The 23,764-nt window shown below is 68.7% G+C and carries 27 protein-coding genes; 23 read left to right on the top strand and 4 right to left on the bottom strand.

All coding sequences use genetic code 11. The features are described 5' to 3' along the window. Nucleotides 1-111 precede the first annotated feature (111 nt). The 4 genes from QF046_RS11590 to QF046_RS11605 all read left to right on the top strand — a co-directional run bounded on the left by QF046_RS11590 (nt 112) and on the right by QF046_RS11605 (nt 5,656). Nucleotides 112-1,740 (top strand): ABC transporter substrate-binding protein, encoded by a 1,629-nt coding sequence (locus tag QF046_RS11590; protein WP_307369889.1) that lies wholly within the window; start codon nt 112-114, stop codon nt 1,738-1,740. A gap of 82 nt (nt 1,741-1,822) precedes the next feature. Continuing rightward, a complete protein-coding gene (locus tag QF046_RS11595) occupies nt 1,823-2,902 on the top strand; it encodes an ABC transporter permease (RefSeq protein ID WP_307369891.1) in 1,080 nt (359 codons plus the stop codon). Nucleotide 2,903: 1 nt separating this feature from the next. Next, complete coding sequence (locus QF046_RS11600; RefSeq protein WP_373425714.1) at nt 2,904-3,941, top strand: ABC transporter permease; 1,038 nt, start codon at nt 2,904-2,906, stop codon at nt 3,939-3,941. A gap of 11 nt (nt 3,942-3,952) precedes the next feature. Beyond that, a complete protein-coding gene (locus QF046_RS11605) occupies nt 3,953-5,656 on the top strand; it encodes an ABC transporter ATP-binding protein (protein ID WP_307372819.1) in 1,704 nt (567 codons plus the stop codon). 31 nt (nt 5,657-5,687) lie between these two features. Here the strand turns inward: QF046_RS11605 and QF046_RS11610 are convergent, their stop codons facing one another. Genes QF046_RS11610 through QF046_RS11620 form a run of 3 tightly spaced genes read right to left on the bottom strand, consistent with a single transcriptional unit; the run spans nt 5,688 to nt 7,756 of the window. Further along, nucleotides 5,688-6,080, bottom strand: coding sequence for a PIN domain-containing protein (locus QF046_RS11610; RefSeq protein WP_307369893.1), 393 nt, complete (start codon nt 6,078-6,080; stop codon nt 5,688-5,690). Further along, nucleotides 6,077-6,460 carry a ribbon-helix-helix protein, CopG family gene (locus tag QF046_RS11615; protein WP_307369895.1) on the bottom strand — a complete coding sequence of 128 codons (384 nt, stop codon included), beginning with the start codon at nt 6,458-6,460 and terminating at the stop codon, nt 6,077-6,079. Before QF046_RS11615 ends, QF046_RS11610 begins: the two co-directional genes overlap by 4 nt. A 60-nt stretch (nt 6,461-6,520) precedes the next feature. Continuing rightward, a complete protein-coding gene (locus tag QF046_RS11620) occupies nt 6,521-7,756 on the bottom strand; it encodes a hypothetical protein (protein ID WP_307369896.1) in 1,236 nt (411 codons plus the stop codon). A 109-nt stretch (nt 7,757-7,865) separates the two neighbouring features. On the opposite strand from QF046_RS11620, the gene QF046_RS11625 reads away from it, so the two are divergent. From QF046_RS11625 to QF046_RS11635, 3 genes are read left to right on the top strand one after another with little or no spacing between them, the layout of a single operon-like run. Beyond that, on the top strand, nt 7,866-8,072 hold the full coding sequence (locus QF046_RS11625; RefSeq protein WP_307369897.1) for a type II toxin-antitoxin system VapB family antitoxin: 207 nt from the start codon (nt 7,866-7,868) through the stop codon (nt 8,070-8,072). Next, entirely contained in the window at nt 8,069-8,509 is a 441-nt protein-coding gene (locus QF046_RS11630) for a PIN domain-containing protein (protein ID WP_307369899.1), read from the top strand. The genes QF046_RS11625 and QF046_RS11630 overlap by 4 nt, the downstream gene beginning before the upstream one ends. Nucleotides 8,510-8,545: 36 nt before the next feature. Then, a complete protein-coding gene (locus tag QF046_RS11635) occupies nt 8,546-8,905 on the top strand; it encodes a hypothetical protein (RefSeq protein WP_307369901.1) in 360 nt (119 codons plus the stop codon). 26 nt (nt 8,906-8,931) lie between these two features. Here the strand turns inward: QF046_RS11635 and QF046_RS11640 are convergent, their stop codons facing one another. Continuing rightward, the gene (locus QF046_RS11640; RefSeq protein ID WP_307369903.1) at nt 8,932-9,468 is read right to left on the bottom strand and encodes an Lrp/AsnC family transcriptional regulator; all 537 of its coding nucleotides are present in this window, start codon (nt 9,466-9,468) and stop codon (nt 8,932-8,934) included. A gap of 200 nt (nt 9,469-9,668) precedes the next feature. Here QF046_RS11640 and QF046_RS11645 point away from each other — a divergent pair, with 200 nt between their 5' ends. The 16 genes from QF046_RS11645 (at nt 9,669) to QF046_RS11720 (ending at nt 23,744) form a co-directional block, all read left to right on the top strand. Beyond that, the gene (locus QF046_RS11645) at nt 9,669-11,261 is read left to right on the top strand and encodes an ABC transporter substrate-binding protein (protein WP_307369905.1); all 1,593 of its coding nucleotides are present in this window, start codon (nt 9,669-9,671) and stop codon (nt 11,259-11,261) included. A gap of 13 nt (nt 11,262-11,274) precedes the next feature. Continuing rightward, nucleotides 11,275-12,336: an ABC transporter permease gene (locus QF046_RS11650; protein ID WP_307372822.1), complete on the top strand. Its 1,062-nt coding sequence runs from the start codon at nt 11,275-11,277 to the stop codon at nt 12,334-12,336. Further along, nucleotides 12,333-13,238: an ABC transporter permease gene (locus QF046_RS11655; protein WP_307369907.1), complete on the top strand. Its 906-nt coding sequence runs from the start codon at nt 12,333-12,335 to the stop codon at nt 13,236-13,238. Before QF046_RS11650 ends, QF046_RS11655 begins: the two co-directional genes overlap by 4 nt. Then, nucleotides 13,235-14,026 carry an ABC transporter ATP-binding protein gene (locus QF046_RS11660; RefSeq protein ID WP_307369909.1) on the top strand — a complete coding sequence of 264 codons (792 nt, stop codon included), beginning with the start codon at nt 13,235-13,237 and terminating at the stop codon, nt 14,024-14,026. The genes QF046_RS11655 and QF046_RS11660 overlap by 4 nt, the downstream gene beginning before the upstream one ends. Further along, on the top strand, nt 14,019-14,870 hold the full coding sequence (locus tag QF046_RS11665; protein ID WP_307369912.1) for an ABC transporter ATP-binding protein: 852 nt from the start codon (nt 14,019-14,021) through the stop codon (nt 14,868-14,870). The genes QF046_RS11660 and QF046_RS11665 overlap by 8 nt, the downstream gene beginning before the upstream one ends. 66 nt (nt 14,871-14,936) lie before the next feature. Further along, nucleotides 14,937-15,914 (top strand): glycosyltransferase family 2 protein, encoded by a 978-nt coding sequence (locus tag QF046_RS11670; RefSeq protein ID WP_307369914.1) that lies wholly within the window; start codon nt 14,937-14,939, stop codon nt 15,912-15,914. Next, complete coding sequence (locus tag QF046_RS11675; RefSeq protein ID WP_307369916.1) at nt 15,911-17,266, top strand: polysialyltransferase family glycosyltransferase; 1,356 nt, start codon at nt 15,911-15,913, stop codon at nt 17,264-17,266. The genes QF046_RS11670 and QF046_RS11675 overlap by 4 nt, the downstream gene beginning before the upstream one ends. Beyond that, nucleotides 17,263-18,453 carry an acylneuraminate cytidylyltransferase gene (locus QF046_RS11680; RefSeq protein WP_307369918.1) on the top strand — a complete coding sequence of 397 codons (1,191 nt, stop codon included), beginning with the start codon at nt 17,263-17,265 and terminating at the stop codon, nt 18,451-18,453. Before QF046_RS11675 ends, QF046_RS11680 begins: the two co-directional genes overlap by 4 nt. Before the next feature lie 122 nt (nt 18,454-18,575). Continuing rightward, nucleotides 18,576-19,448, top strand: coding sequence for an N-acetylneuraminate synthase family protein (locus tag QF046_RS11685; protein ID WP_307369921.1), 873 nt, complete (start codon nt 18,576-18,578; stop codon nt 19,446-19,448). Beyond that, the gene (locus QF046_RS11690; RefSeq protein WP_307369925.1) at nt 19,445-20,767 is read left to right on the top strand and encodes a DUF6716 putative glycosyltransferase; all 1,323 of its coding nucleotides are present in this window, start codon (nt 19,445-19,447) and stop codon (nt 20,765-20,767) included. Before QF046_RS11685 ends, QF046_RS11690 begins: the two co-directional genes overlap by 4 nt. A gap of 156 nt (nt 20,768-20,923) precedes the next feature. Next, the gene (rpsF, locus tag QF046_RS11695; protein WP_307369927.1) at nt 20,924-21,289 is read left to right on the top strand and encodes a 30S ribosomal protein S6; all 366 of its coding nucleotides are present in this window, start codon (nt 20,924-20,926) and stop codon (nt 21,287-21,289) included. A gap of 6 nt (nt 21,290-21,295) precedes the next feature. After that, nucleotides 21,296-21,796, top strand: coding sequence for a single-stranded DNA-binding protein (locus QF046_RS11700; protein ID WP_307369928.1), 501 nt, complete (start codon nt 21,296-21,298; stop codon nt 21,794-21,796). Nucleotides 21,797-21,861: 65 nt separating this feature from the next. Further along, entirely contained in the window at nt 21,862-22,116 is a 255-nt protein-coding gene (gene rpsR, locus QF046_RS11705; RefSeq protein WP_307369931.1) for a 30S ribosomal protein S18, read from the top strand. 11 nt (nt 22,117-22,127) lie between these two features. After that, entirely contained in the window at nt 22,128-22,580 is a 453-nt protein-coding gene (gene rplI, locus QF046_RS11710) for a 50S ribosomal protein L9 (RefSeq protein WP_307369934.1), read from the top strand. Between the two features lie 163 nt (nt 22,581-22,743). Beyond that, nucleotides 22,744-22,962 carry a hypothetical protein gene (locus QF046_RS11715; RefSeq protein ID WP_307369936.1) on the top strand — a complete coding sequence of 73 codons (219 nt, stop codon included), beginning with the start codon at nt 22,744-22,746 and terminating at the stop codon, nt 22,960-22,962. Continuing rightward, entirely contained in the window at nt 22,959-23,744 is a 786-nt protein-coding gene (locus QF046_RS11720) for a hypothetical protein (protein ID WP_307369938.1), read from the top strand. The genes QF046_RS11715 and QF046_RS11720 overlap by 4 nt, the downstream gene beginning before the upstream one ends. Nucleotides 23,745-23,764: the final 20 nt, after the last annotated feature.

The following is a 23,764-nucleotide window of genomic DNA, read 5'->3' on the forward strand; positions in this document are numbered from 1 at the left end:
TACGATCCTGACCGATCGGTTGGGTAAGTCCATGCCCGTGATTAGATTTGAGCCGAACCGCGTCGATGATCCGCGCGGAGTACCCGAACCATGACAGGGCAGGTCATATTCATGAAGATCTCCAGGGGCCGTATCGGCCTTGCGATCGGGGCGCTCGGCGTCTCGGCACTCGTCCTCTCCGGATGCGCCACCAGCACCGGCGATACCGGCGGCGACACCGGTGATGCGAAGGGCGGCGACATCGTCGTCGGCACCACCGACAAGATCACCTCGCTCGACCCGGCCGGCTCCTACGACAACGGCTCGTTCGCAGTGATGAACCAGATCTACCCGTTCCTGACGAACAGCAAGTACGGCACCGCCGAGGTCACCCCCGACATCGCCGAATCGGCGGAGTTCACCTCGCCGACCGAGTACACGGTCAAGCTCAAGTCGGGCCTGAAGTTCGCCAACGGCAACGACCTCACCTCGAGCGACGTGAAGTTCTCGTTCGACCGCATGGTGAAGATCGCCGACCCGAACGGCCCGTCCTCGCTGCTGGGCAACCTCGCCTCGGTCGCGGCTCCCGACGACACCACCGTCGTGTTCACGCTGAAGAACGGCAACGACCAGATCTGGCCGCTGATCCTCTCCAGCCCGGCCGGTCCGATCATCGACGAGGACGTCTTCTCACCCGACGCCGTCACCTCCGACGACGACATCGTCAAGGGCGAGGCGTTCGCCGGTCAGTACACGATCGACTCGTACAAGCTCAACGAGCTGGTCTCCTACAAGCCGAACCCCGACTACAAGGGCGTGCTCGGCGCGGCCGAGAACACCGGCGTGCAGACCAAGTACTACGCCGACGCCTCCAACCTGAAGCTCGCGATCGGCAACGGCGACATCGACGTGGCCTTCCGCAGCCTGTCGGCCACCGACGTCGCCGACCTGGCGACGAACGACAAGGTGCAGGTCGTCGACGGCCCCGGTGGAGAGATCCGCTACATCGTCTTCAACATCAACACCATGCCGTTCGGGGCGACCACCGCCGAGGCCGACCCGGCGAAGTCGCTCGCCGTCCGCCAGGCGATGGCCGACCTGATCGACCGCGCCGCGGTGGCGAAGAACGTCTACAAGGACACCTACTCCCCGCTGTTCTCCTACGTGCCCGAGGGCATGCCCGGTGCGACCACGCCGCTGAAGGACATGTACGGCGACGGCAACGGCGGACCGGACGTCGACAAGGCGACCAAGGCGCTGGCGGATGCCGGTGTCACCACCCCCGTCACGCTGAACCTGCAGTACAACGGCGACCACTACGGCCCCTCGTCGGGTGACGAGTACGCCGCGTACAAGACGCAGCTCGAGAAGGGCGGCCTGTTCAAGGTCAACCTGCAGCAGACCGAGTGGGTGCAGTACTCCAAGGACCGCAGCTCCGACGTGTACCCCGAGTACCAGCTCGGCTGGTTCCCGGACTACTCGGATGCCGACAACTACCTGTCGCCGTTCTTCCTGAAGGAGAACTTCCTCGCGAACCACTACGACAACCCTGCCGTCAACGACGCCATCGTCAAGTCGCAGACCGAGACCGACTCGGCCAAGCGTCTGGAGCAGATCGGCCAGATCCAGGAGATGGTCGCCAAGGACCTCTCCACGCTGCCGATCCTGCAGGGCAAGCAGGTCGCGGTGGTCGGGAAGGATGTCACGGGCACCACGCTCGACGCCTCCTTCAAGTTCCGCTACGCACCGCTGAGCAAGTAACGCGTTCCACACCCGGGGGTGCTGCCTCACCGCAGCACCCCCGGGTCGTGCTCGCCCGAAGAACGCAAGAAGAGGTACCCGAATGGCCGTCGACATCGGCGAGGCTCTCGTCCCCGTTCAACCCCGCAGTCGCTCCAAAGGCGGAGGACTCTGGCGCTACGTCCTTATCAGGCTTCTGCTGATCATCCCCACGGTCCTCATCCTGGTGAGCACCGTCTTCTTCCTGATGCGGATCACCGGCGATCCCATCACCGCCGCTCTCGGCGGCCGGCTGCCCGCCGACCAGCTGCAGGAGCGCATCCATGCCGCAGGCTACGACCGGCCGCTCTGGCAGCAGTACGTGGAGTACCTCGGCGCCATCCTCCGCGGTGACTTCGGCACCACGATCACCGACCGCCGGCCCGTGGTCGAGATCATCCTGCAGTACGGCTCCGCGACCCTCGAACTCGCGATCTACGCGCTGCTCGTGGCGCTGATCATCAGCATCCCCCTGGGCCTCGTCGCCGCCTACCGCCGCGACCGCTGGCACGACGCGGTGCTGCGCGTGATGGCGATCCTCGCCTACGCGACGCCGATCTTCTTCGCGGGCCTGCTGCTCAAACTGATCTTCGCGGTGTGGCTGGGATGGCTGCCGGTCTCAGGACGCGGCAACACCCGCACCGAGCTGCTGATGGCCGGACTCGACACACCGACCGGCATCTATCTGCTCGATGCGATCCGCCTCGGCAACGGCCCGGCCATCGCCGACGTCCTCCAGCACGCGATCCTCCCCGCGATCGCGCTCGGCCTGCTCACCGCCGGTGTGTTCCTGCGACTGATCCGCACCAACGTGATCGGCACGCTCGGTCAGCAGTACGTCACTTCAGGCCGCTCCCGCGGCGTCAGCGAGTACCGCCTGGTCACCAAGCACGCCTACCGTCCGGCACTCATCCCGATCATCACGGTGATGGGCCTGCAGATCGCCCTGCTGCTGGCGGGCGCGGTGCTCACCGAGACCACCTTCGAATGGAAGGGCATCGGCTTCATGCTCGCCGAGTACCTGAAATCGCGTGACTTCGTGGCGGTGCAGGGCATCGTCGTGATGATCGCCGTGGTCGTCGCGGTGACGAACTTCATCGTCGACATCATCGCGGCGTTCATCGACCCGAGGGTGAGGTACTGACATGTCCGCGATCCCCGACTCCTACGACCAGATGCCGACCCCGCAGACCGCGGTGCTCGCCGCGACGCCGCCGCGCAAGAAGCGCTGGACGGAGAAGCTCCCCGTCATCTCGCAGCTGCGCCAGAGCGTCGGCCTGCAGCGCGGGATGCTGGTGACCGGCCTGGTGATCACCGCGGTGTTCATCGTGGTCGCCGTCCTCTCCCCGCTGATCGCGCCGTACACCTGGGCGCAGCAGCAGACCGCCGACGGCGTCTCGTTCGGCACGCAGCAGGCGCCCAACAGCCTGAACCTGCTCGGCACCACCGTCTCGGGCTTCGACGTGCTCTCGCGCGTGCTCTGGGGCGCGCAGACCGCACTGCTCGTGATCATCGCCGCCATCGTCTGCTCGATCTTCATCGGCATCGCGCTCGGCCTGGTCTCCGGCTACTTCGGCGGCTGGCTCGACCGCATCCTCGTCGTGATCGCCGATGCCGTCTACGCGTTCCCCTCGCTGCTGCTCGCGATCGTCATGTCGATCGTCATCAGCCGCGGACAGTCCACGCTCTTCGGCGGGATCATGGCGACCGCGATCGCGATCACCGTGGTCTTCGTGCCGCAGTACTTCCGCGTGATCCGTGCGGAGGTCGTGCGTGTGCGCGCCGAGCCGTTCGTCGACTCGGCGAAGGTGATCGGCGTGCCGACCAGCCGCATCCTGCTGCGCCACGTGCTGCGCAACTCGACCCGCTCGCTGCCGGTGATCATCACGCTGAACGCCTCCGAGGCGCTGCTGACCCTTGCGGGCCTCGGCTTCCTGGGCTTCGGCATCGAGGCGACCGCCGCCGCGGAGTGGGGCTACGACCTCAACCGCGCCGTGCAGGACGTGACCAGCGGCATCTGGTGGACGAGCGTGTTCCCCGGCGTCGCGATCGTGCTGGTCGTGCTGGGCGTCACCCTGGTCGGTGAGAGCCTGAACGACCTGAGCGACCCGCGACTGCGCACGCGCCGTCGCGCGGGGGCGAAGAAGAAGGCCACCACCGCGAGCGAAGGAGCACAGTCGTGACGAACGCACCGATGGAAGTGGCGGAGATCCGCGACCTGCGGGTCGTGTTCGCGACCGACGGCGAGCCCGTCGAGGCCGTCAAGGGGATCACGCTGTCCGCTCATGCGGGCGAGGTGCTCGCGATCGTCGGCGAGTCCGGCTCCGGCAAGACGGTCACCGCGAACACCCTGCTCGGGCTGCTGCCCGAGACGGCCACCACGTCCGGTGCGGTGATCGTGCGCGGGCGCTCGGGCGACGAGACCGACATCGTCCACGCCGGGCAGCACCGCTTGAGGGAGATGCGCGGGCGGGATGCCGCGATGGTGTTCCAGGAGCCGTCGACCGCGCTGAACCCGGTGTACACCGTGGGCTGGCAGATCGCCGAGGGTCTGCGAGCGCACACGAAGATCTCGAAGAAGGAAGCCAGGGCGCGCGCCATCGACATGCTGCATCGCGTCGGCATCCCCGAGCCCGAGCAGCGCGTCGACCACTTCCCTCACCAGTTCTCCGGCGGGCAGAAGCAGCGCATCGTGATCGCGATGGCGCTGGTGCTCGATGCCGGGCTGATCATCGCCGACGAGCCGACCACGGCTCTCGACGTCACGGTGCAGGCCGAGATCCTCGAGCTGCTGCGCACCTGTCGCGACGAGTTCGGTGCGACGATCGTGCTGATCACGCACAACATGGGTGTGGTGGCCGATCTCGCCGACCGCGTCGTCGTCATGTACCAGGGCGACATCGTCGAGGAGGCGCCCGTCGCCGAGCTGTTCGCGAACCCGCGCGAGGAGTACACCCGCAAGCTGCTGGCCGCCGTGCCGCACGTCGGGCAGGGCAAGTCGGCGACCGCGCCGGCGGCATCCGCCGTGGTCACTCCGCAGGATGAGCAGCACGTCGCCCCGCCGGTTCCCGAGGGCAGCCTGATCGTCGCGACCCGGGCCGAGATCGGCTATCCCGGACGTTTCGGACGCAACCCCGTCATCGCCGTGAAGGGCATCGACTTCCACGTCGGTCCCGGCGAGGTCGTCGGTCTGGTCGGCGAGTCCGGTTCGGGCAAGACGACGATCGGGCGCGCGGTCGTGGGCCTGACCACGGTGCTCGGCGGCTCGCTGACCGTGCTCGGGCAGGAGATGCGCGGCGTCAAGAACCGCACGCTCGCCCCGCTGCGCCCGCAGATCGGGTTCGTCTTCCAGGACCCGGCGACGAGCTTCAACCCGCTGCTGACGATCGCCGAGTGCATCGCGGAGCCGCTGATCGTGCACGGTCGCGCGTCGAGCGTGCAGTCCGCGCGGACGCGCGTGAACGAGCTGCTGGATGCCGTGCGGCTGCCGGTCAACTTCGGCGACCGGTACCCGCACGAGCTCTCCGGCGGCCAGCGCCAGCGCGCCTCGCTGGCCCGCGCGCTCGCGCTGGACCCGAAGCTGCTGATCGCCGACGAGCCGACCAGCGCCCTGGACGTGTCCGTGCAGGCGACGGTGCTGGAGCTGTTCGTGCAGCTGCAGGCCGAGCTGGGCTTCGCGTCGCTGTTCATCAGCCACGACCTGGCCGTGATCGACGCGGTGGCGGATCGGATCATCGTGCTGCAGCAGGGCCGCATCATGGAGCAGGGCACCACCGCCCAGGTGCTCGGCGACCCCCGCGATCAGTACACCCGTGAGCTGCTGACAGCACTGCCGGTGCCCGATCCGGTGGCGCAGGCCGAGCGGCGCGCGCAGTGGCAGGCCGTGCGCCGGCACTGAGCTGATCAGTCCCCGCGTTCAGCCGATCGGCTCAGCGGAGCTCGGGGATGATGATCTCGATCTCGTTCTCGAGCAGTTCGAGATCCTTCCCGTTGAAGGTCATGAACGCGGCACCGAGGGCGTACGCGTGCCCTGCGAGTATGACGTCCTTGCTTCGTGCATGGGCCGGACGCGTCGGTGCGACGACCGCAGCCATGCGTCCATAGCCCTCGGCCGCATCGCGATCGAACGGCAGCCAGGGGATACGAAGAAGGTCTTCGACATGCCCGAGCTCCTGCGTCCGTCGGCGCCGTGTGGTCAGGTCCGGTGCGTGTTCGATTCCGAAGCGGAGTTCGGCGAGCGAGAGGGCGCTGATCGCGAGCGAATCCTCCACTGACGCGAGCTCGTCGATGCGGATCAGGGCGTTCGTGTCGAGGAGGATCACTTGCCCTGCTCGTTCCGCAGTCGTTGCAGGTGCAGCTCGGCACGTTCCCAGGGGTCCATGAGCTCCTCATCGGACACCGTGTACGCCAGCCGTTCGGCCTCGATCTCCTGCGCCCAGTCCTGCGCAGCGCGCCGCTGGTCGGGGGTGCGCGGGTTCGCGGCGATCCGCGCCACGACCTCGTGCATGGGTACGGATCGACGTGACGCGACGTCGCGCGCGAGCCCGGCTTCCAGCCCGCTGTCCTTCGGTCCATCGTCCGCAGCGAGCCGACCGAGCGCTTCGCGGATCTCGGCCTCCATCGAGCGCCCGTTGCGCTTGGCGCGCTTCTTCAGCGCTTCGACGACTTCGTCGCTGAGATTGCGGATCGTCACTGCAGCCATGATGCACCTCCCGCTGGCATTGTGCTGGCACAGTCGACGCTAGCACAATGCCAGCACGCATCAGCGCAGGAAGAACATCCCGATCGCGCCGAACAGTTGCGGTACGAGCATGAAGCCGAGCACCACGATGAACGCGATGATCGTCACCCAGGAGACGCCCTTCTTCAGGCGCCGTCCCTGGAGGGCGACTCCCGGCGGGGGAGCGAGCATCCCGGCAGGGGGCGCGAACGGCAGCGATCCGGCAGGTGCGGAGGGGGTGCCGGGAACCGCTGCGAAACCCTGCGGGACGGACGCCCCCGGAGGCAGCGGCGCACCCGCGGGCAGAGAGGGTGCAGGCGGAGCGGCAGGCGCCGTCTGAGCCTGAGCCTGCCGCAGCCGGTCGTCGCGCCAGCGCGCCCACTGGTCGAACTTCGTCATCAGCGCGCCGACCGCTCCGAACAGCCACGCCCAGGTCGCGGCATCCGTGGTCGAGGCGGGGCGCTGCATGTAGAGGAACATCCAGTCGTCGACGATCTCCACGTCGAGCTGCGCGGCGTGATCGATGAAGCGCGCCATGATGTCGGGCGTGAACAGGTACAGCGCGTCGGCCTCGTATCCCTGCGGGCAGTACAGCGTGAAGTACTTGTCGAAGTCGCCCTCGAGCGACAGGCGCTGGTCGCGGGAGAACGAGGCGGGCAGGTTGGTGCCCAGGGTGTTGTTGCCGAGCGCGTCGAGCACGATGTTCGGCAGGGGCACGTCGAGCTTGACGGCCACGTAGCCCCAGGTGTGCGTGGACTTGTTCTTGCCCGAGCCGGTCGTGTACCTGTAGTTGCCGAACTCCACGAATCGCGGCTGGTATCCCCTCAGCAGGGAGGACGACTGCCGCGACGACCCGCGCCCGAAGATCATGCCGGGCAGCTGCGGGTCGGCGATCTCGTGCTCGTAGACCATGCCGTTCGCGGTGGCGAAGTGGGCGAGCCGGTAGGCGGTCTCGCGGCTGCGCCGGTATGAGCGGATGCCGAGGGGGATGCCGATCGCGGCGAACCCGACGACGAGGAGCAGCGGCAGAGTGAATGCGAAGCCGACCCCACCGCTGTCGCGGAAGGCGAGTGAGCCGACCAGCAGGAACACCAGCGCTATGCCGGCGAACATCAGGCCGACGAAGACGAGCAGGACGATCGCGAGCACGTTCGCGCCGGAGGTCGGGTGCTTCGCCTTGAGCTGCCGCCAGAACTCGCTCACTGCACCGGAGCCGACCGGATCGGTGAGCGGCTTCGTATCGAAGGGGTACGCCTGCGCGGGTGCGGGGGTCGTCATCGGTTCACCTCATCCATCCGTAAACGGTACCTGGTGCGGCCACCGGTTCTGGCGGGGTGCGTTTAGCGGGTATATCCTGATGATGACGAATGGATATACGGAGGAAACGATGACGAAGACCCTCATAGACATCGACGACGCTCTGCTGGCTCGCGCGATGGAGCTGACCGGGGCCGCCACGAAGAAGGCCGCTGTCAACGATGCGCTGGCACAGGTGGTGCGTCGCATCGAGGCGCTGGGCTACATCGACATGATCAGCGGAGGAGTCGCGGTCGATCTCGATGATTCGAGCGTGATCGACGCCGCGCAGCGATGAGGCAGATCTTTCTCGTCGACAACTCGGCACTGCAGCGGCTGCACCGCTCCGACGAGGTCGCGTCGGCTCTGACCGAACTTCTGTCGATCGGCGAGTTGGGTGGATGCCTTCCGCAGCTGTTGGAGGAGGGGTACTCCGCACGGTCGGCTGCGGAGCACCACCTCATCCGATCTGCGAACGCGCGCGCCAGGATCTTCCTCCCTCCGGATGCCGAGGTCGCGGCGCTCGCGCTCGACCTTCAGAGCAGGCTGTTCGCCGCCGGCATCGGGAGGGCTGTCGGTGTGAGCGATCTGCAGATCGCCGCAACGGCCATCGGCCACACCACCGACGCGCAACGTGTGACGGTGGTGCACTATGACGCCGACTTCGAGCACGTGGCGCGCGTCGCACCCGAATTCCGTCACCGGTGGATCGTACCTCGCGGGTCCGTGGCCTGAGCGCGTGCCCGCCGTCCTCCCTGGCATGATCGATGGGTGACTGAGACTCAGACCCTGCCCTCGCTGGACGGACGCACCTTCGCGATGGTGTCCTCGACCACCTCGGCGGTGAACGCCGATGCGCCGAGTGTGTTCCGCTACTTCGAGCGGGACGGCGTGATCTGGGGCGACTACACGGGTGACACGGTGACCTTCGGCCGCGTCGTCGGCACCCGCTCCGGCGACAGCATCCACGTCTCTTTCGTGCACGTCCTGGCCGCGACCGGAGAGGTCGTGACCGGTGAGGGCGACAGCGACATCGAGCAGGGCGAGGACGGGATGCTGCGTCTGGTCGAGCACTACGAGATGCACGGCGCGCCGCAGCTCAGCATCTGCGTGGAGTCCGCCACGGCCTGACCTCCGGCATCCGCTTCTCAGGCCGCTCAGCGCGGCGGAAGCGTGTCGCGCCCTGCCGTCGCCGGCGTCCACTGCGTCATCCCGAGCGGCGCGTCCAGGCTGCGCTCGGGCAGATCGGACGGCAGCACGTACGGCCGGCGGATGACCTCATCGAGCACGACCACGCTGACCACCGTGCGCACCTCGGGCAGCTGCGCGATCACCCCGGTGGAGAACTCGTGCACGCCGCTGACGTCGGTGGCGCGGATCAGCAGCATCGCGTCGTGCTCGCCGGTCGTCACGGCGCAGTACTCGATGTCGGGCATGTCGGCGATCTGCGCGCGGAACGAGCCCCACGCCTGCGGGTAGACGGTCACGAAGATCATCGCCCCGATCGACAGTCCCGCGCGTGCCGGATCGACCCGGGCGCTGAACCCGGTGATCACCCCGTCGGAGACCAGCGACTCCACGCGGGTGTACGCATTGGCCCGGGAGATGCCGACCTTCTCGGCCAGCGCGGCGATCGAGATGCGGCCGTTCTCGCGCAGAAGATCCAGGATGCGATAGGAGACCGGATCGAGCACCCCGGCACTTCGTCCAGATTCCCCGTTGTGATCCGCATCATTGCTGGACATTCTGCTTCCCTACCTTGATCATCCGAACAGACTTTGTCTTCATGACGCAATGTCATTGGACAGATCGTCGCACATCATGGGAATGTGATGAAGGTCGTCCATGATCGGATGATCCGGACCCCGAATCCACCCTGCCAATGGAGGTATCCATGCTGTCGACGTTGCGCAAGTCGGCGATCGCCCTGGGAGCTGTCGCGCTCCTCGCCATCACCGGCTGTTCCGGAGGCAACTCCGCGAACAGCAACGACGGCGGCTCGAATTCCGCCGGCGGCTCGCTGGTGGTCGACACGGCCTTCTCCATCGAGACCGCCGACCCGGGTCACAGCTACGACCCGACCGGCAACATGCTCGCCAAGGCGATCTACGAGACCCTCGTCGACTTCAAGGGCTCCGACGTCTCCACGCCGATCCCGGGCCTTGCCTCGTGGAAGGCGAACGACACCGCCACCGAGTTCACCTTCACGCTCGAGGACGGCCGCGTCTTCTCGGACGGCTCCCCGGTCGAGGCGAAGGACGTCGTCTTCTCGCTGCAGCGCATCCAGGGCATGGCCGAAGCCAAGCCGAACTTCCTGCTCACCGGCGTGACCATCAAGCAGGTCGACGACAAGACGATCGGCTTCACCACCGAGACGCCGCTGCTGCAGCTGCCCGCGATCCTCGCGAACCCGGCTCTCGGCATCGTCAACTCCGACGTCGTGATCGAGAACGGCGGCTCGACCGACGGAACCGACACCGCGCAGAAGTACCTCGACGGCGCCTCTGCGGGCTCCGGCCCATTCGTGCTGGACACCCTCGACCTCAGCTCGCAGATCGTGCTGAAGAAGAACGAGAAGTACAACGGCGACGAGAAGCCGGCCTACGACCGGGTCGTCATCCGCAACGTCACCGAGAGCGCCACGCAGCTCGCCAACCTCAAGGGCGGCGACTCCATGGTCGCCATGGACCTCAACGGCGACCAGGTCGCCGGCCTCGGCGACGGCATCAAGGTCGACTCGGTGCCCTCCGGCCAGACCATCTTCCTGCTGCTGAACCAGTCCACCGGAGTCGCGGGAGACCTGGCGAACGTCAAGCTCGCCGAGGGCATCCGCTACGCGCTGGACTACCCGAAGCTGCTCGAGCTCGCTGGTGCCGGCGCGGTGCAGGCCACCGGCGTCATCCCGCCCGGATTCGAGGGCGCGCTCGACAAGGGCGTCACCCAGGACCTGGCCAAGTCCAAGGCGGCGCTCGCCGAGGCCGGCTACACCGGCCAGACGCTCAAGCTGCAGTTCCCGAACGACTACCCGGTCGGCGGCGTGGAGTTCACCCCGCTCGCCGAGCGCATTCAGGCGCAGCTGAAGGACGCCGGAGTGACCGTCGAGCTCGCCCCGGCGCCGTTCGCCACCGAGCTGGACGCCTACGTCAACGGCACCGAGGGCTTCGGCCTGTGGTTCTGGGGCCCGGACTACGCCGACTCGGCGAACTTCCTGCCCTTCGCGCCCGGCCTGAAGGTCGGACTGCGCTCCGGCTGGGAGGCATCCGCCGATCCCGAGATCGCGGGCCTCGCCGCCGGTGCCGCCAGCGCGACCGACCCCGAACAGCGCTCCGCCGCGTTCACGGAGTTCGCCGAGCAGATGCAGGCCAAGGGCCCGTTCGTGCCGATGATCGTGCCCGGTCGCAACATCGCCACGTCCGACAAGGTCGACGGCGCCGTGTACAACTCCGTCTGGGAGATGGACATCGCCGAGATCACGCCGGCCGGCTGAGCTGACCGCAGTGATGACGACAGTGGCTGTGCAGACCCGCGCGCAGCGGAAGAGATCGCCCCTCGCGGGGTACCTGCTGCGCCGGGCCGGCACGTCGCTGCTGCTGCTCATCGGCGTCACGATCGTGACGTTCCTGCTCACGAACCTGGTGCCCGGAGACCCCGTCTCCGCGGCACTGGGTGAGGGGGCGTCGCAGAACCCCGAGACCCGCGCGGCCTTCATCAAGGCGCAGGGCCTGGATCAGCCCCTGTTCGTGCAGTACTTCATCTACATGGGCAAGCTGCTGCACGGCGACCTGGGCGTCTCGCTCGTCACCGGCAGGGCGGTCACCGCGGATCTCGCGACCGCGGTGCCCGCCACCATCGAGATCGCCATCTGCGCGATCATCCTCAGCCTCGCCGTCAGCCTGGTTCTCGGCACGCTCGCCGCCTACCGTCGCGGTCTGGTCACCGATCAGATCGTGCGGGTGGTCACCCTGATCGGCCTGAGCGTGCCGACGTTCTGGCTGGCGCTGGTGAGCTTCTACGTCTTCTTCCTCAATCTGCGCATCGCGCCCGGTTCCGGCCGCGTCTCGCCGTCGATCATCCCGCCGCCCCGCGTGACGGGCATGTACACGATCGACTATCTGCTCAACGGTGACGGGGTGGGCTGGGCGGATGCCATGGCGCACCTGGCCCTGCCGGTGATGGTGCTGTCGCTGGTGACCATCGGCCTGCTCACCCGGTTCATCCGCACCTCGGTGCTGGAGGTGCTCGCCAGCGACTACGTGCGCGCCGCGCGCGCCAAGGGCCTGCCCGCCATGCGCGTGATCGTCGACTACGTGCTGCGCGGTGCGGCGCTGCCGGTGCTCACCGTCGTCGGCGTCGCCTTCGGATCGCTGCTCAGCGGCACCGTGCTCGTCGAGTCGGTGTTCGCCTGGCCGGGACTGGGAACCTACGCCTACAACTCGGCGGCCAACCTCGACCTGCCAGGCATCATGGGCGTCGGCCTGGTCGTCGGCATCATCTACCTCGTCATCAACTTCGTCGTCGACCTGCTGTACGGCGTGCTGGACCCGAGAGTGAGGATCGCATGAGCGCCCGGGAACCGCGGATGCCGATGCGGCTGAAGCTCCGCTGGCCCAGGGCCTGGCGCACGCCGCTCGGCGTGATCGGCACGGTCGTCGCCGTCGCCTGGATCATCATCGCCTTCACCGCGCAGTGGTGGGTGCCGTTCGAGCCGAACGCGCAGGCGCTGCCGCGACTGCAGGCCCCCGGCATCGACACCCTGCTCGGCACCGACGGCAACGGCCGCGACATCTTCTCGCGCCTGATGACCGGCGCCACCGTCACGATCCCGCTGGCCCTGTCGCTGGTGATCGCGGCGCTGCTCATCGGCACGATCATCGGTGCGCTCGCCGGATACTTCGGCGGCTGGATCGACGAGACGCTGATGCGCATCACCGACCTGTTCATGGCCTTCCCGACGGTGATCCTCGCGATGGTCGTGGCCGCATCGCTCGGCCCGTCCCTGTTCAATGCGGTGATCGCCGCCGTCGTGGTCTCCTGGCCGCAGTACTCGCGCGTGACACGCAGCATCGTGCTGTCGCTGCGCACCCAGAACTATGTGATCGCCGGACGTCTGCTCGGCCATTCGCCGGCCAGGACCCTGATCGTCGACATCCTGCCGAACATCGCCGGACCCCTGCTGGTGCTCGCCACCCTCGACATCGGCGCCGCGATCCTGCTCCTGTCGGGACTGTCGTTCCTCGGCCTCGGCGCGCAGCCGCCGATGGCCGAGTGGGGTTCCATGATCTCCGCCGCGATGCAGAACTTCGACGCCTGGTGGCTGGGAGTCTTCCCGGGCCTCGCCATCCTCACGGTCGTGCTGGCGTTCAACTTCCTCGGCGACGCGATGCGCGACGTGCTCGATCCCACCGCGGAGGTCACGCACGACAAGCAGAGCGAACTGGCCGCATCGAGCGGAGGCGGCGCATGAGCATCCTCGACATCCGCGACCTCACCGTCGACATCGGCCGCCCGCTCGTGAAGGGACTGTCGCTGCAGGTGGACGCCGGGAGCATCCACGGCCTGGCCGGCGAATCGGGCTCAGGCAAGACGCTCACCGCCATGTCGGTGCTCGGCCTGCTGCCGCGGCACGCCCTCACCGGCGGATCCATCCGGCTCGGCGACACGGAGCTGCTGGGTCTCGGGCGTCGCGCGCTCAACCGCATCCGCGGGCGCCGGATCGCCATGATCTTCCAGGACCCATCGGCGTCGCTGCATCCGCAGATCCCCGTGGGCCGTCAGCTCACCGACCATATGGGAGTGCACCTCGGGCTGCGCGGCCGGGCCGCGCGCGAACGCGCCGTCGAGCTGCTCGAGCGCGTGCAGGTCGCGAACCCCGAAGAGGCGCTGCGCCGCTACCCGCACCAGTTCTCCGGCGGACAGCGTCAGCGCATCGCGATCGCCTGCGCCCTGGCGTGCGACCCCGACGTGCTGCTGGCAGACGAGCCGACCACCGCGCTCGACGTGACGGTGCAGGCAGGCATCCTGAGCCTGCTGCGCGACCTGGCCGACGAGCGTCAGCTGGCCGTGCTGCTGGTCACCCACGACCTGGGCGTGATGAGCGCCATCGCCGATGTGGTCACGATCATGAAGGACGGCCGGGTGGTCGAGCACGCCGACCGCGCGACGCTGTTCCACGACCCGCAGCACGAGTACACCCGGCAGCTGCTTGCCGCGCTTCCGGGCTCAAGCATCGAAGGAGAGGACCACGATGTCTGAGCGCACATCCCACCCGGTGGTCCTCGACGCGCGCGACATCGTCGTGCGCTATCCAGGCAACCCGCCCGTGGTGGCCGTGAACGAGGTCTCGCTGCAGGTGCACGCCGGTGAGACGGTCGCCCTGGTCGGCGAGTCCGGCAGTGGCAAGTCGAGCCTGGCCCGCGCGGCCGTCGGCATCGAGAAACTGGGCGGCGGCTCGGTGCGCTTCCTCGACGGCGAGGTCATGCCGATGGGCATCCGCCGCAGGCCGCAGCGGCTCACCGGCATCCAGATGGTCTTCCAGGACCCGTCGACGTCGCTGAACCCGCGGCGTCGGATCGGCGATCAGATCGCCGACGGCATCGCCACGGCCCGTGCCCGCGGCGCCGAGGGGTCCCGTGTGGAGGAGTGGCTCGAGAAGGTCGGACTGCCCGCGGCATCCGTCTCGAAGTACCCGCACCAGTTCTCGGGCGGGCAGAAGCAGCGCATCGCGATCGCCCGTGCGCTCGCCGCGCGCCCGCAGCTGCTCGTCGCCGACGAACCGATCTCGGCGCTGGACGCCTCCACCCAGACCAGCGTGGCCGCGCTCATGCGCGACCTCGTCTCGGAGGCCGGGGCCGGGATGCTGTTCATCTCGCACGACCTCGCAGTGGTGCGCCGCATCGCCGACCGCACCTTCGTGATGTTCTCCGGCCGGGTGCTGGAGTCGGGACCGACGGATCTCGTCTGGGCCGACCCGCAGCATCCGTACACGCAGGCGCTGCTCGAGGCCATCCCCGAGCCCGATGGCGCGGGCCGCATCCCCGCGACGCCATCGGCCGCAGAGCGGGCGATCTGGGCCGACGTGCCCGCCGTCGCCCGCTGAGATCGAGTCACCTGACGTTCACCCGGACGTCGCCCGCGCGTCAACGGCGCACTGCACCATGAACCGGTGGCAGCCCCATCCGTGACCGTGATCGTGCCGGCGAAGGATGCCGGCGCATTCATCGGCACGACGCTGGAGACCCTCACCCGCCAGTTCGAGGACCGGTCCGCGCTCAAGCTCGTCGCGATCGACGACGGCTCGAGCGACGACACGGGTGCGATCATGCGCCGTCACGCCCAGGACTTTCCGCATGCGGAGGTGATCGTCAACCCCGAGCCGCGCGGGCTCGCCACCGCACGAAACCAGGGGCTGGCGCACGTCGAAGGGGAGGCGTTCTGCTTCCTCGACGGTGACGACTGGATGCAGTCGGGCCGCCTGCCGGTGCTGGCCAGGGCGCTGCACGACATGGACTGCGACTTCGTGCGCACCGACCACGTCACCGTGAAGCGCTCCGAGCGGCGACTCGTGCGCGCGCCGTTCACCCACCGCGGCGTCGTCGCCGACCCGCGCGACGCGATCCTGCCCGCCGACGATCGCAGCATGGTCGACTATCCCTACGCGTGGGCCGGGATGCTGCACCGCCGCGTGCTCGATCAGGGCCTGGCCGGCTTCAGCGACGGGCTGTTCACCGCCGAGGACCGGCCGTGGATCTGGCGGCTGCACCTGAACGCGACCTCCTTCGCGGTCGTCGACGCCCCGCACCTGCTCTACCGGCGCGGCCTGTCCGACTCGCTGTCGAAGACGCTCGATTCCCGCCAGCTGCACTTCGCCCGAGCGTTCGGCGAGGTACTCGATCTCGTCGAGGCCGACCGGGAGGCCGAGCGGATGCTGCCCAAGGCCGTCTTCAGCGTGCTGACCCTCAGCTCCCATCATCTGGTCCGTGCACGGCGGATGCAGCCGGCGGTGCGCAGGGAGCTGCGCTCCGGCATCCGCACCCTGCTGGCGCGTCTGCCGCGCGACCAGGCCGAGGCCGTCGTCGCGCGCATCGGCGGCCCGCGCCGGCGCGTGCTCGCCCGGGTGCTGAGGGAGGTCGGGCACGCATGATCCAGCTGTTCCTGCTGCACAGTCCGTACGGGCTGATGACCGCCGCGGCCGCGATCGACGCCGGACTGCTGGGCGATGCCGCGGAGCGCATCCTCGTGCCGACGAACACCGCGGCCGTTCCCGAGACGGCCACCGATCTCGCGACCGTGCCTCGGTTCGCGTCGCTGCGGGCGCGCTTCGACCGGGTCGAGCCGCTGGACCCGCTGGTCGACCCGCGGCATCCGACCGCATGGGTTCCCGACGAGCAGGACCTGCCGATGCTGGAGCGCCTGTTCCGGCGGGCGTGGGATCTCGGCGACGCCGAGCTCGAGGTGTTCGTGCAGTCGCCGCAGGTGGCTCCCGCCCGCACCCTCATGGCCCTGTTCCGCGACGCGCGACTCGGCGTGATCGGCGACGGGCTGATGACCTACTCACCCATCCGCAGTCGCCTGCCCCGGCGGATCACCGAGCGCGTCACCCGGGTCGTGCACCCGGACGTGGTTCCCGGAGTCGAGCCGCTGGTGTTCGTCGAGACGGGCGCCTCCCGCGTGCCGGTACCCGCCGCGGCGTTCGGGGTCGCGCTGCAGGAGGTCGGCGATGCTTCGCCGGATGCCGCGCTCGACGCCCTCGCCGCCGACGGCGCACGCACCGGCCTTGTGCTCGGACAGTACCTCGCCGCGCTCGGGTTGATCTCGGCATCCGAGGAGCAGGACATGCAGGCCGAGATGATCGACCGGGCCGCGGATGCCGGTGTGCAGCGCGTCGTGTTCAAACCGCACCCCTCGGCGCCGCCTGCGCTGACCGAGGCGCTGTCCGCGCGTGCGGCGGTGCGCGGCCTCGCTTTCGCCGTCTACGCAGGCGATCAGCCCGCGGAGTACGTCGCGCATCGGCTCGCGGCCACCGACGTGATCGCGGGTTTCTCGACGGCCCTGCCGACCGTGCGCGCGATCGCCGGCACCCGCACGCACGCCGTCGGCACAGACACCGTTCTCGCGCGGCTTCGTCCGTACCCGAACAGCAACCGGATGCCGGTGACTCTCGTCGACGCGATGGCCCGCGGCCGATATGAGGAGCCCGGCAGGCTGCAGCAGCTCGTCGATGCGGTCGGCTACGCGATGCAGCCCGAGATCCTCGCGCACCTGCGGGATCCGGCCGCCGAGTTCCTGGCCGAGCTCGATCCGATGGAACGCGAACGGTACGTGCCGCCGGCGCGACTGCGCGCCGTGGATCTGCCGGGCGCACCGATCCCGACGCGGCTGCAGCGCGCACTGGCCTCGACCGGCGGGGTCGGACGGGTGGAGGAGCTGCGGCTCACGGCCGCGGGGGCGCGGAACCGAGCTGCACGAGTGTGGAAGGCGGCGAGAGGCCGATGAGCCAGCATGAAGCATCCGAACGCGGCCTGACGGTCGCGATCATCCCCGCCCGCGGCGGATCGAAGGGCGTGCCGGGCAAGAACCTGCGCAGGGTCGGCGGGATGCCGTTGATCGAGCGGGCCGTGCGGGCGGCATCCGCGGCATCCGGCGTCGACCTCGTCGTCGTCAGCACCGACGACGAGCGGATCGCGGCCGTCGCCGAGGGTGCGGGCGCACGGGTCGTCGCGCGGCCGGCAGACCTGTCCGGCGACACGGCGACCTCCGAGAGCGCCCTGATGCACGCGCTGGACATGCTCGAAGCCGACGGCATCCGGGTCGGCACGATCGTGTTCGTGCAGGCGACGTCGCCGTTCATCCCGAGCGAGGGCATCGCCGAGGCCGTCGACCACATCGTCTCCGGACGCTTCGACAGCGTGTTCTCCGCGCACGAGACCTACGGGTTCCTCTGGCGTCGGGATGCCGACGGGCATGCGGTCGCGATCAACCACGACGCCGCGCACCGCCCCCGCAGGCAGGACCGCGAGCCGCATCACCTGGAGACCGGGGCGTTCTACGCCTTCGATGCGGCCGGGTTCCGCCGCTTCCAGCACCGCTTCTTCGGGCTGGTCGGGATCGTCGACGTGCCCGAGCGCACCGCCATCGAGATCGACGACGAGCATCAGCTCGCGGTCGCCGAGGCGCTGGCTGCGGCAACTGCGGGAGTTGACGCCGGAGCAGCGGATGCCGCGATCACGGCATCCGCCCTCGTCACCGACTTCGACGGCGTGCACACCGACGACACCGCCACGGTCGACAGCGAGGGACGCGAATCGGTGCGCGTGAGCCGTGAAGACGGCATGGGCGTCTCGCGGCTGCGCCGCGCCGGCATCCCGATGCTCATCCTCTCCACCGAGCAGAACCCCGTCGTCGCCCGCCGAGCCGAGAAGCTGCAGGTGCCGGTGCTTCACGGCATCGACGACAAGGCCGCCGCGCTCACCGCATGGGCGACGGAGAACGGCATCCGTCTGGCCGACATCGCCTACGTCGGCAACGACGTGAACGACCTGGGCTCGCTCGGCATCGTCGGCTGGCCGATCGCCGTCGCGAACGCCCACCCCGAGGTGAAGGCAGCAGCGCGTGTGGTGCTCACCCGCCGCGGCGGCGAGGGAGCGGTCCGCGAGGTCATCGAGCGGATGCTGCCCCGCTGACTTCCTGCTCCCGTTCGTCGCACGGGCTTCCGCGAACGGTCACCGGCGCGTCCTTCCCGGTTCACCTGGCGCACGTACACCTGGAAGACAGGATCGGAGTACCAACGGAACGGAGCGTCCTCATGACCGTCAGCATCGCAGACCGTGTGATCGGTGAGGGCCGACCCACCTACGTCATCGCCGAGATCGGACTGAACCACAACGGTGACGTCGAGATCGCCAAGCAGCTCATCGACGTCGCCCGTGCCGCCGGCGCGGATGCCGTGAAGTTCCAGAAGCGCACCCCCGAGATCGCCACGCCCGAGCACATGCGCGACGTGCCGCGCGAGACGCCGTGGGGCACCATGAGCTACCTCGACTACCGCCGCCGCGTGGAGTTCGGACGCGACGAGTACGTCGAGATCGGCGACTACGCCACCCTGGCCGGACTGCACTGGTTCGCCTCGCCGTGGGATGTGCCCAGCGTCGAGTTCCTCGAAGACCTGAACGTCGTCGCGCACAAGGTGGCATCTGCGAGCCTGACCGACACCGAGCTGCTGCAGGCGCTGCGCGACACGGGCAAGCCCGTCATCCTCTCCACGGGAATGTCGACCATCGAGCAGGTCGACCGCGCCCTGGACACCCTCGGCACTGATCGCACCATCCTCATGCACGCCACCTCCACGTACCCGATGGAGTCCGGCGAGGCGAACCTCAAGATGATCTCCACGCTGCGCGACCGATACGCCGGCGTGCCCGTCGGCTACTCCGGCCACGAGCGCGGACTGCAGATCTCGCTGGCCGCCGTCGCGCTCGGCGCGGTCGCCGTGGAACGCCACATCACCCTCGACCGCGCCATGTGGGGTTCCGATCACGCCGCCTCGCTGGAGCCGGGCGGCCTGGAGCGCCTGGTGCGCGACATCCGCGTGATCGAAGAAGCACTCGGCGACGGCGTCAAGCGGGTCTACCCGGGCGAGCTGGCGCCGATGGCCAAGCTGCGCCGCGTCGGGGCATGACCTACCCGGGCAGCCGGGAGCCCCGGCTGCGCGTGGTCGCCATCGGCGATGCCGACTCGTTCGTGAAGTGGGCGGCGCACCTGATCGACCGCCTCGACGACATCAGCCAGCACCTGCTGCTGGTGGACACTCCGCTGGTGGTCAGCGACGCGCAGAAGGATGCCGCGCTCGCGGACACCCGCTTCGCCACGCGCCAGCAGTCGGTCAGCCGCGTCGCCTTCAGTGCGGTCGTCGAGTGGCTGGCGCGGGATGCGCCGGATGTCGTGGTGCTGGCCGGCCGTGCGCCGTTCGTGCGACTGATGAGCCGGGAGATCGACCGCCTCGCACGCCGACCGGTCGTGGTGAGCGGCCTGCCCGGGATGTCGATCCCCGCGCTGCGCGGCGCACTGGAGTACCGACGGCACTGCGACCTGATGGTGGTGCACTCCCGCCGCGAGGTGGCCGCGTACGCCCGGCTCGGGCGCACCATCGGCGTCTCGGTTCCGATCGCCCTCGCCCGGCTCCCTTTCGCGCAGCGCTCCACCGAGCGGCAGGGCGGGACGGACCTCGTGTTCGCCGCGCAGGCCCTCGTGCCGCAGTCCCGCGATGACCGGCGTCGGATCGCGGAGATCCTGCGCCTCGCGGCCGTCGCCGACCCCACCAGACGCGTGGTCGTGAAGCTGCGCTCCCGGCCGGGTGAGGTCGAGGCGCACCGGGAGCGCGACGGCTACACCGAGCTGCTGGAGAACGCTCCCGAGAACCTCGTCTTCTCGTTCGCGCCGATGTCCGAGGCGCTCGCCACGGCGGAGGGGCTGGTCACCGTCAGCTCCACCGCGGCGATCGAAGCGCTCGCCGCGGGCGTGCCCGTGATCGCCCTCGACACCTTCGGTATCCGGCCCGAGCTGCTCAACAGGGTCTTCGAGGAGAGCGGCCTGCTGGGCAGCGCGGATGACGTGGTGGCCCGGCGGTTCCGGCATCCGGACCCCCGCTGGGCGACCACCAACTACTTCCACGACCCGCGGGACTCGCTCTGGTGGGATCAGGCGCGACGGCTGGTCGCTCTGCGCCGACAGGGGATGCTGCCCGCCCGCGTCGTTCCGCAGCCGCGCGGCGGTGCGCTGCACGCCGCGTGGCACCGCCGGAACGTGCTGGGCGCGCACGACCGCTCCGTCTCCGGGCGGGTGGCGGGGTTGCTCGTCACTCCGGCCATCGCCGCTCTCATCGCGCTGAAGCGCCGGCGGGGTGGCCGGGATGCCGTGCCTGCTGAGGGCGGGACGATGGATGCCGGTACGCAGGACTTCCTGCTGACGCCGAGCCCGCTGCGCGAAGCGATCGGCTGACCGTTCAGGTCGGGGTCCGCACTCACAGCCGGGATCCGGTAGACTTCTGAGGTTGTCTGCCCGGCGGCGCCTTGCCGAAGGAGCAGACGACATGCACACACCCTCCTGCTTCCGGGAAAGCCCCGGGAGCCGTTCTAGTCCGAAGGAGGTGGGTAAGTGACGCACCAGTACGAGCTCATGGTCATTCTGACCCCCGAGCTGGACGAGCGCCAGGTTGCCCCCAACCTCGACAAGTTCCTGAAGGTCATCACCAACGATGGTGGCTCGATTGACAAGGTCGATGTCTGGGGCAAGCGCCGTTTCGCCTATGAGATCAACAAGAAGAACGAGGGCATCTACGCCGTCGTCAACTTCACCGCGACGAGCGAGGCCACTCAGGAGCTCGACCGCCAGCTGAAGCTGAGCGAGCTCGTCTTCCGCACCAAGGTCCAGCGCGCCGAAGAGGCGCAGGCCATGGTCGCAGCCGAGGCGAAGCGCGCAGCCGAGAAGGCAGCTCGCAAGCCCAAGGTCGCGAAGGCGTAAGGCATCATGGCCGGCGAAACCGTCATCACCGTGGTGGGCAACCTCACCGCAGACCCCGAGCTGCGTTACACGCAGAACGGCCTGCCGGTGGCGAACTTCACCATCGCTTCGACTCCGCGCACGTTCGACCGCCAGGCCAACGAGTGGAAGGACGGCGATGCGCTGTTCCTTCGCGCATCGGTCTGGCGCGAGTTCGCCGAGCACGTGGCAGGGTCGCTGACCAAGGGCATGCGCGTCATCGCGCAGGGCCGCCTGCGTCAGCGCTCCTACCAGGACCGCGAAGGCAACCAGCGCACGTCGATCGAGCTGGAAGTTGACGAGATCGGTCCGTCGCTGCGATACGCGACGGCACAGGTCACGCGGGCCGCATCCACCGGCGGTGCCGGTGGCGGGCAGTCCCGTCCGCAGCAGCAGCAGGTCTCGGACGAGCCGTGGTCGACCCCCGGCTCCTCGAGCGCTGACGCCTGGAGCACTCCGGGCAGCTTCGGCGACGACACCCCGTTCTAATGTTCCGGATGTCGGAGCCTGTCGAAGGCTCCACGGCATCCGATCTCATCATTTAAGGAAAACTCATGGCTGGAAAGTCGAGCGGCGACCGCCGCAAGCCGCGGAAGGGTGGCAAGCCCACCGCTCCCGCGAAGTCGATCCGCGTGGGCGTCATTGATTACAAGGACGTCGCAACGCTTCGCAAGTTCGTGTCCGAGCGTGGAAAGATCCGCGCCCGTCGTATCACCGGTGTCTCTGTGCAGGAGCAGCGTCTGATCGCCAAGGCGATCAAGAACGCTCGCGAGATGGCTCTCCTGCCCTACGCCGGCGCTGGCCGCTGAGGGGTACGGACATGTCTAAGCTGATTCTCACGAACGAGGTCGCCGGGCTCGGTAGCGCCGGTGACGTCATCGAGGTCAAGAACGGGTACGCCCGCAATTACCTCATCCCCCAGGGCTTCGCGGTTGCGTGGACCCGTGGTGGCGCCAAGCAGGTCGAGTCGATCCAGGCCGCCCGCAAGGCTCGCCAGATCCACGACCTCGATGAGGCCACCGCGCTGAAGAACAAGCTCGAGAGCACCAAGGTTCGCCTGGCTGTCAAGGCCGGTGGCGAGGGCCGTCTGTTCGGTTCCGTCAAGACGGGCGATGTGGCCGACGCCGTCGCCGCAGCCGACCTCGGCTCGATCGACAAGCGCAAGGTGCACATCGCCAACCCGATCAAGGTCGTTGGTCTGCACGAGGCGACCGTTCGTCTGCACGACGACGTCACCGCCGTGATCACCCTTCAGGTGGTCGCAGCGAAGTAATTTCGCCGCACGCGTCGGACGCCCCGTCCTCTTCGGAGGGCGGGGCGTTCTGCATCTTCGGTGACGACCAACCGGAATATCGGTCTTCACATACTGGCTCCATCCGTGTAGCCTCCCGAGTGAGAAGACCCGGGGGGTGATTCCGTTGCAGTCAGGTGACCTGTTGTCGCGAAGCGGAATCCGCGCCGGCATGCGCCTCGGGCTCTTCGGTCTCGCCGTCGGCGCGGTCTGGCTCGCGATGAGCCTGTTCACCGGAGCTCAGGGAGCATCGGCAGCCACCGGCGAATCGGATGCCGGATTGCTGGATTCCCTGGTCAGCCAGGTGACGGATTCGGCGACTGTCTCGGTTCAGACGGTGACTGCTCTCCCGTCAAGACGGTGACTGCTCCCGTTCACGCGGCGGTCGCCCCGGTGGTCGCGAAGGTCGCGACGGTGCCGAACGCTGCGGCGTCCCCGCGTGCTGTCGCGGAGGTCGTGGCACGAGTGTCGGAAACCGTCGCGCAGGTCCCCCCTGTGGTGGTCGCCGCGGTTGAGACCGCACCGCAGGCGGTCGCCAAGGTGGTTGCGGCCATCCCCGCATCTCTCGACTCCCTGGAAGCAGCGGATATCGCTGCGCCGGTCACGGGGCTGCTCGACACGATTGTGAACGAGACGGTCGGCCAGTTGCCTCTGGCTGGTGATCTGCTCGGTGACGCGCCGACCCGAGAGCTGCTCGCACCGGTCGTCGGTGGGGTGGCCGGTGTCGCGGATGCCGTCCGCAGTGGCGCGTCGCCGGCCGGGCTTCTGCCGGCCCCGACGGAGACGGTCCGCGCGCTCACGCCGGTGCCTGCACCGGCATCCGTAATGCGTGGATTCGCCGAGGGTTCAGTTCTCGTGCCAGTGCCGATGTCCCAGACGGATCCCCTCGTTGTGTTGCACGACGAGGGGAGTCCTCTCGACGCGCCCACGGGTGGCGAGCTGCCGCCCGTGGTGCCCGCTGCTCCCGCACCTGCCGGTGGTTCGGGGACGAGCGCGGGCGGGTCCGCCCCGTCGGGCGGGACCATGATCTCGGATGCGGCATCCGCTGCATCCTTCCACGAGGCCGCGGCCTCTCTGGCGCTGAGCACCGTGCGCGACGAACTGCCGTCGTCGCCGGTGTTCGACACCGACTCAACCCCTGACTAAGCGAGGAAGGCGCCACGCTT

This window comes from Microbacterium sp. W4I4, from assembly GCF_030816235.1.
Classification (GTDB): domain Bacteria; phylum Actinomycetota; class Actinomycetes; order Actinomycetales; family Microbacteriaceae; genus Microbacterium.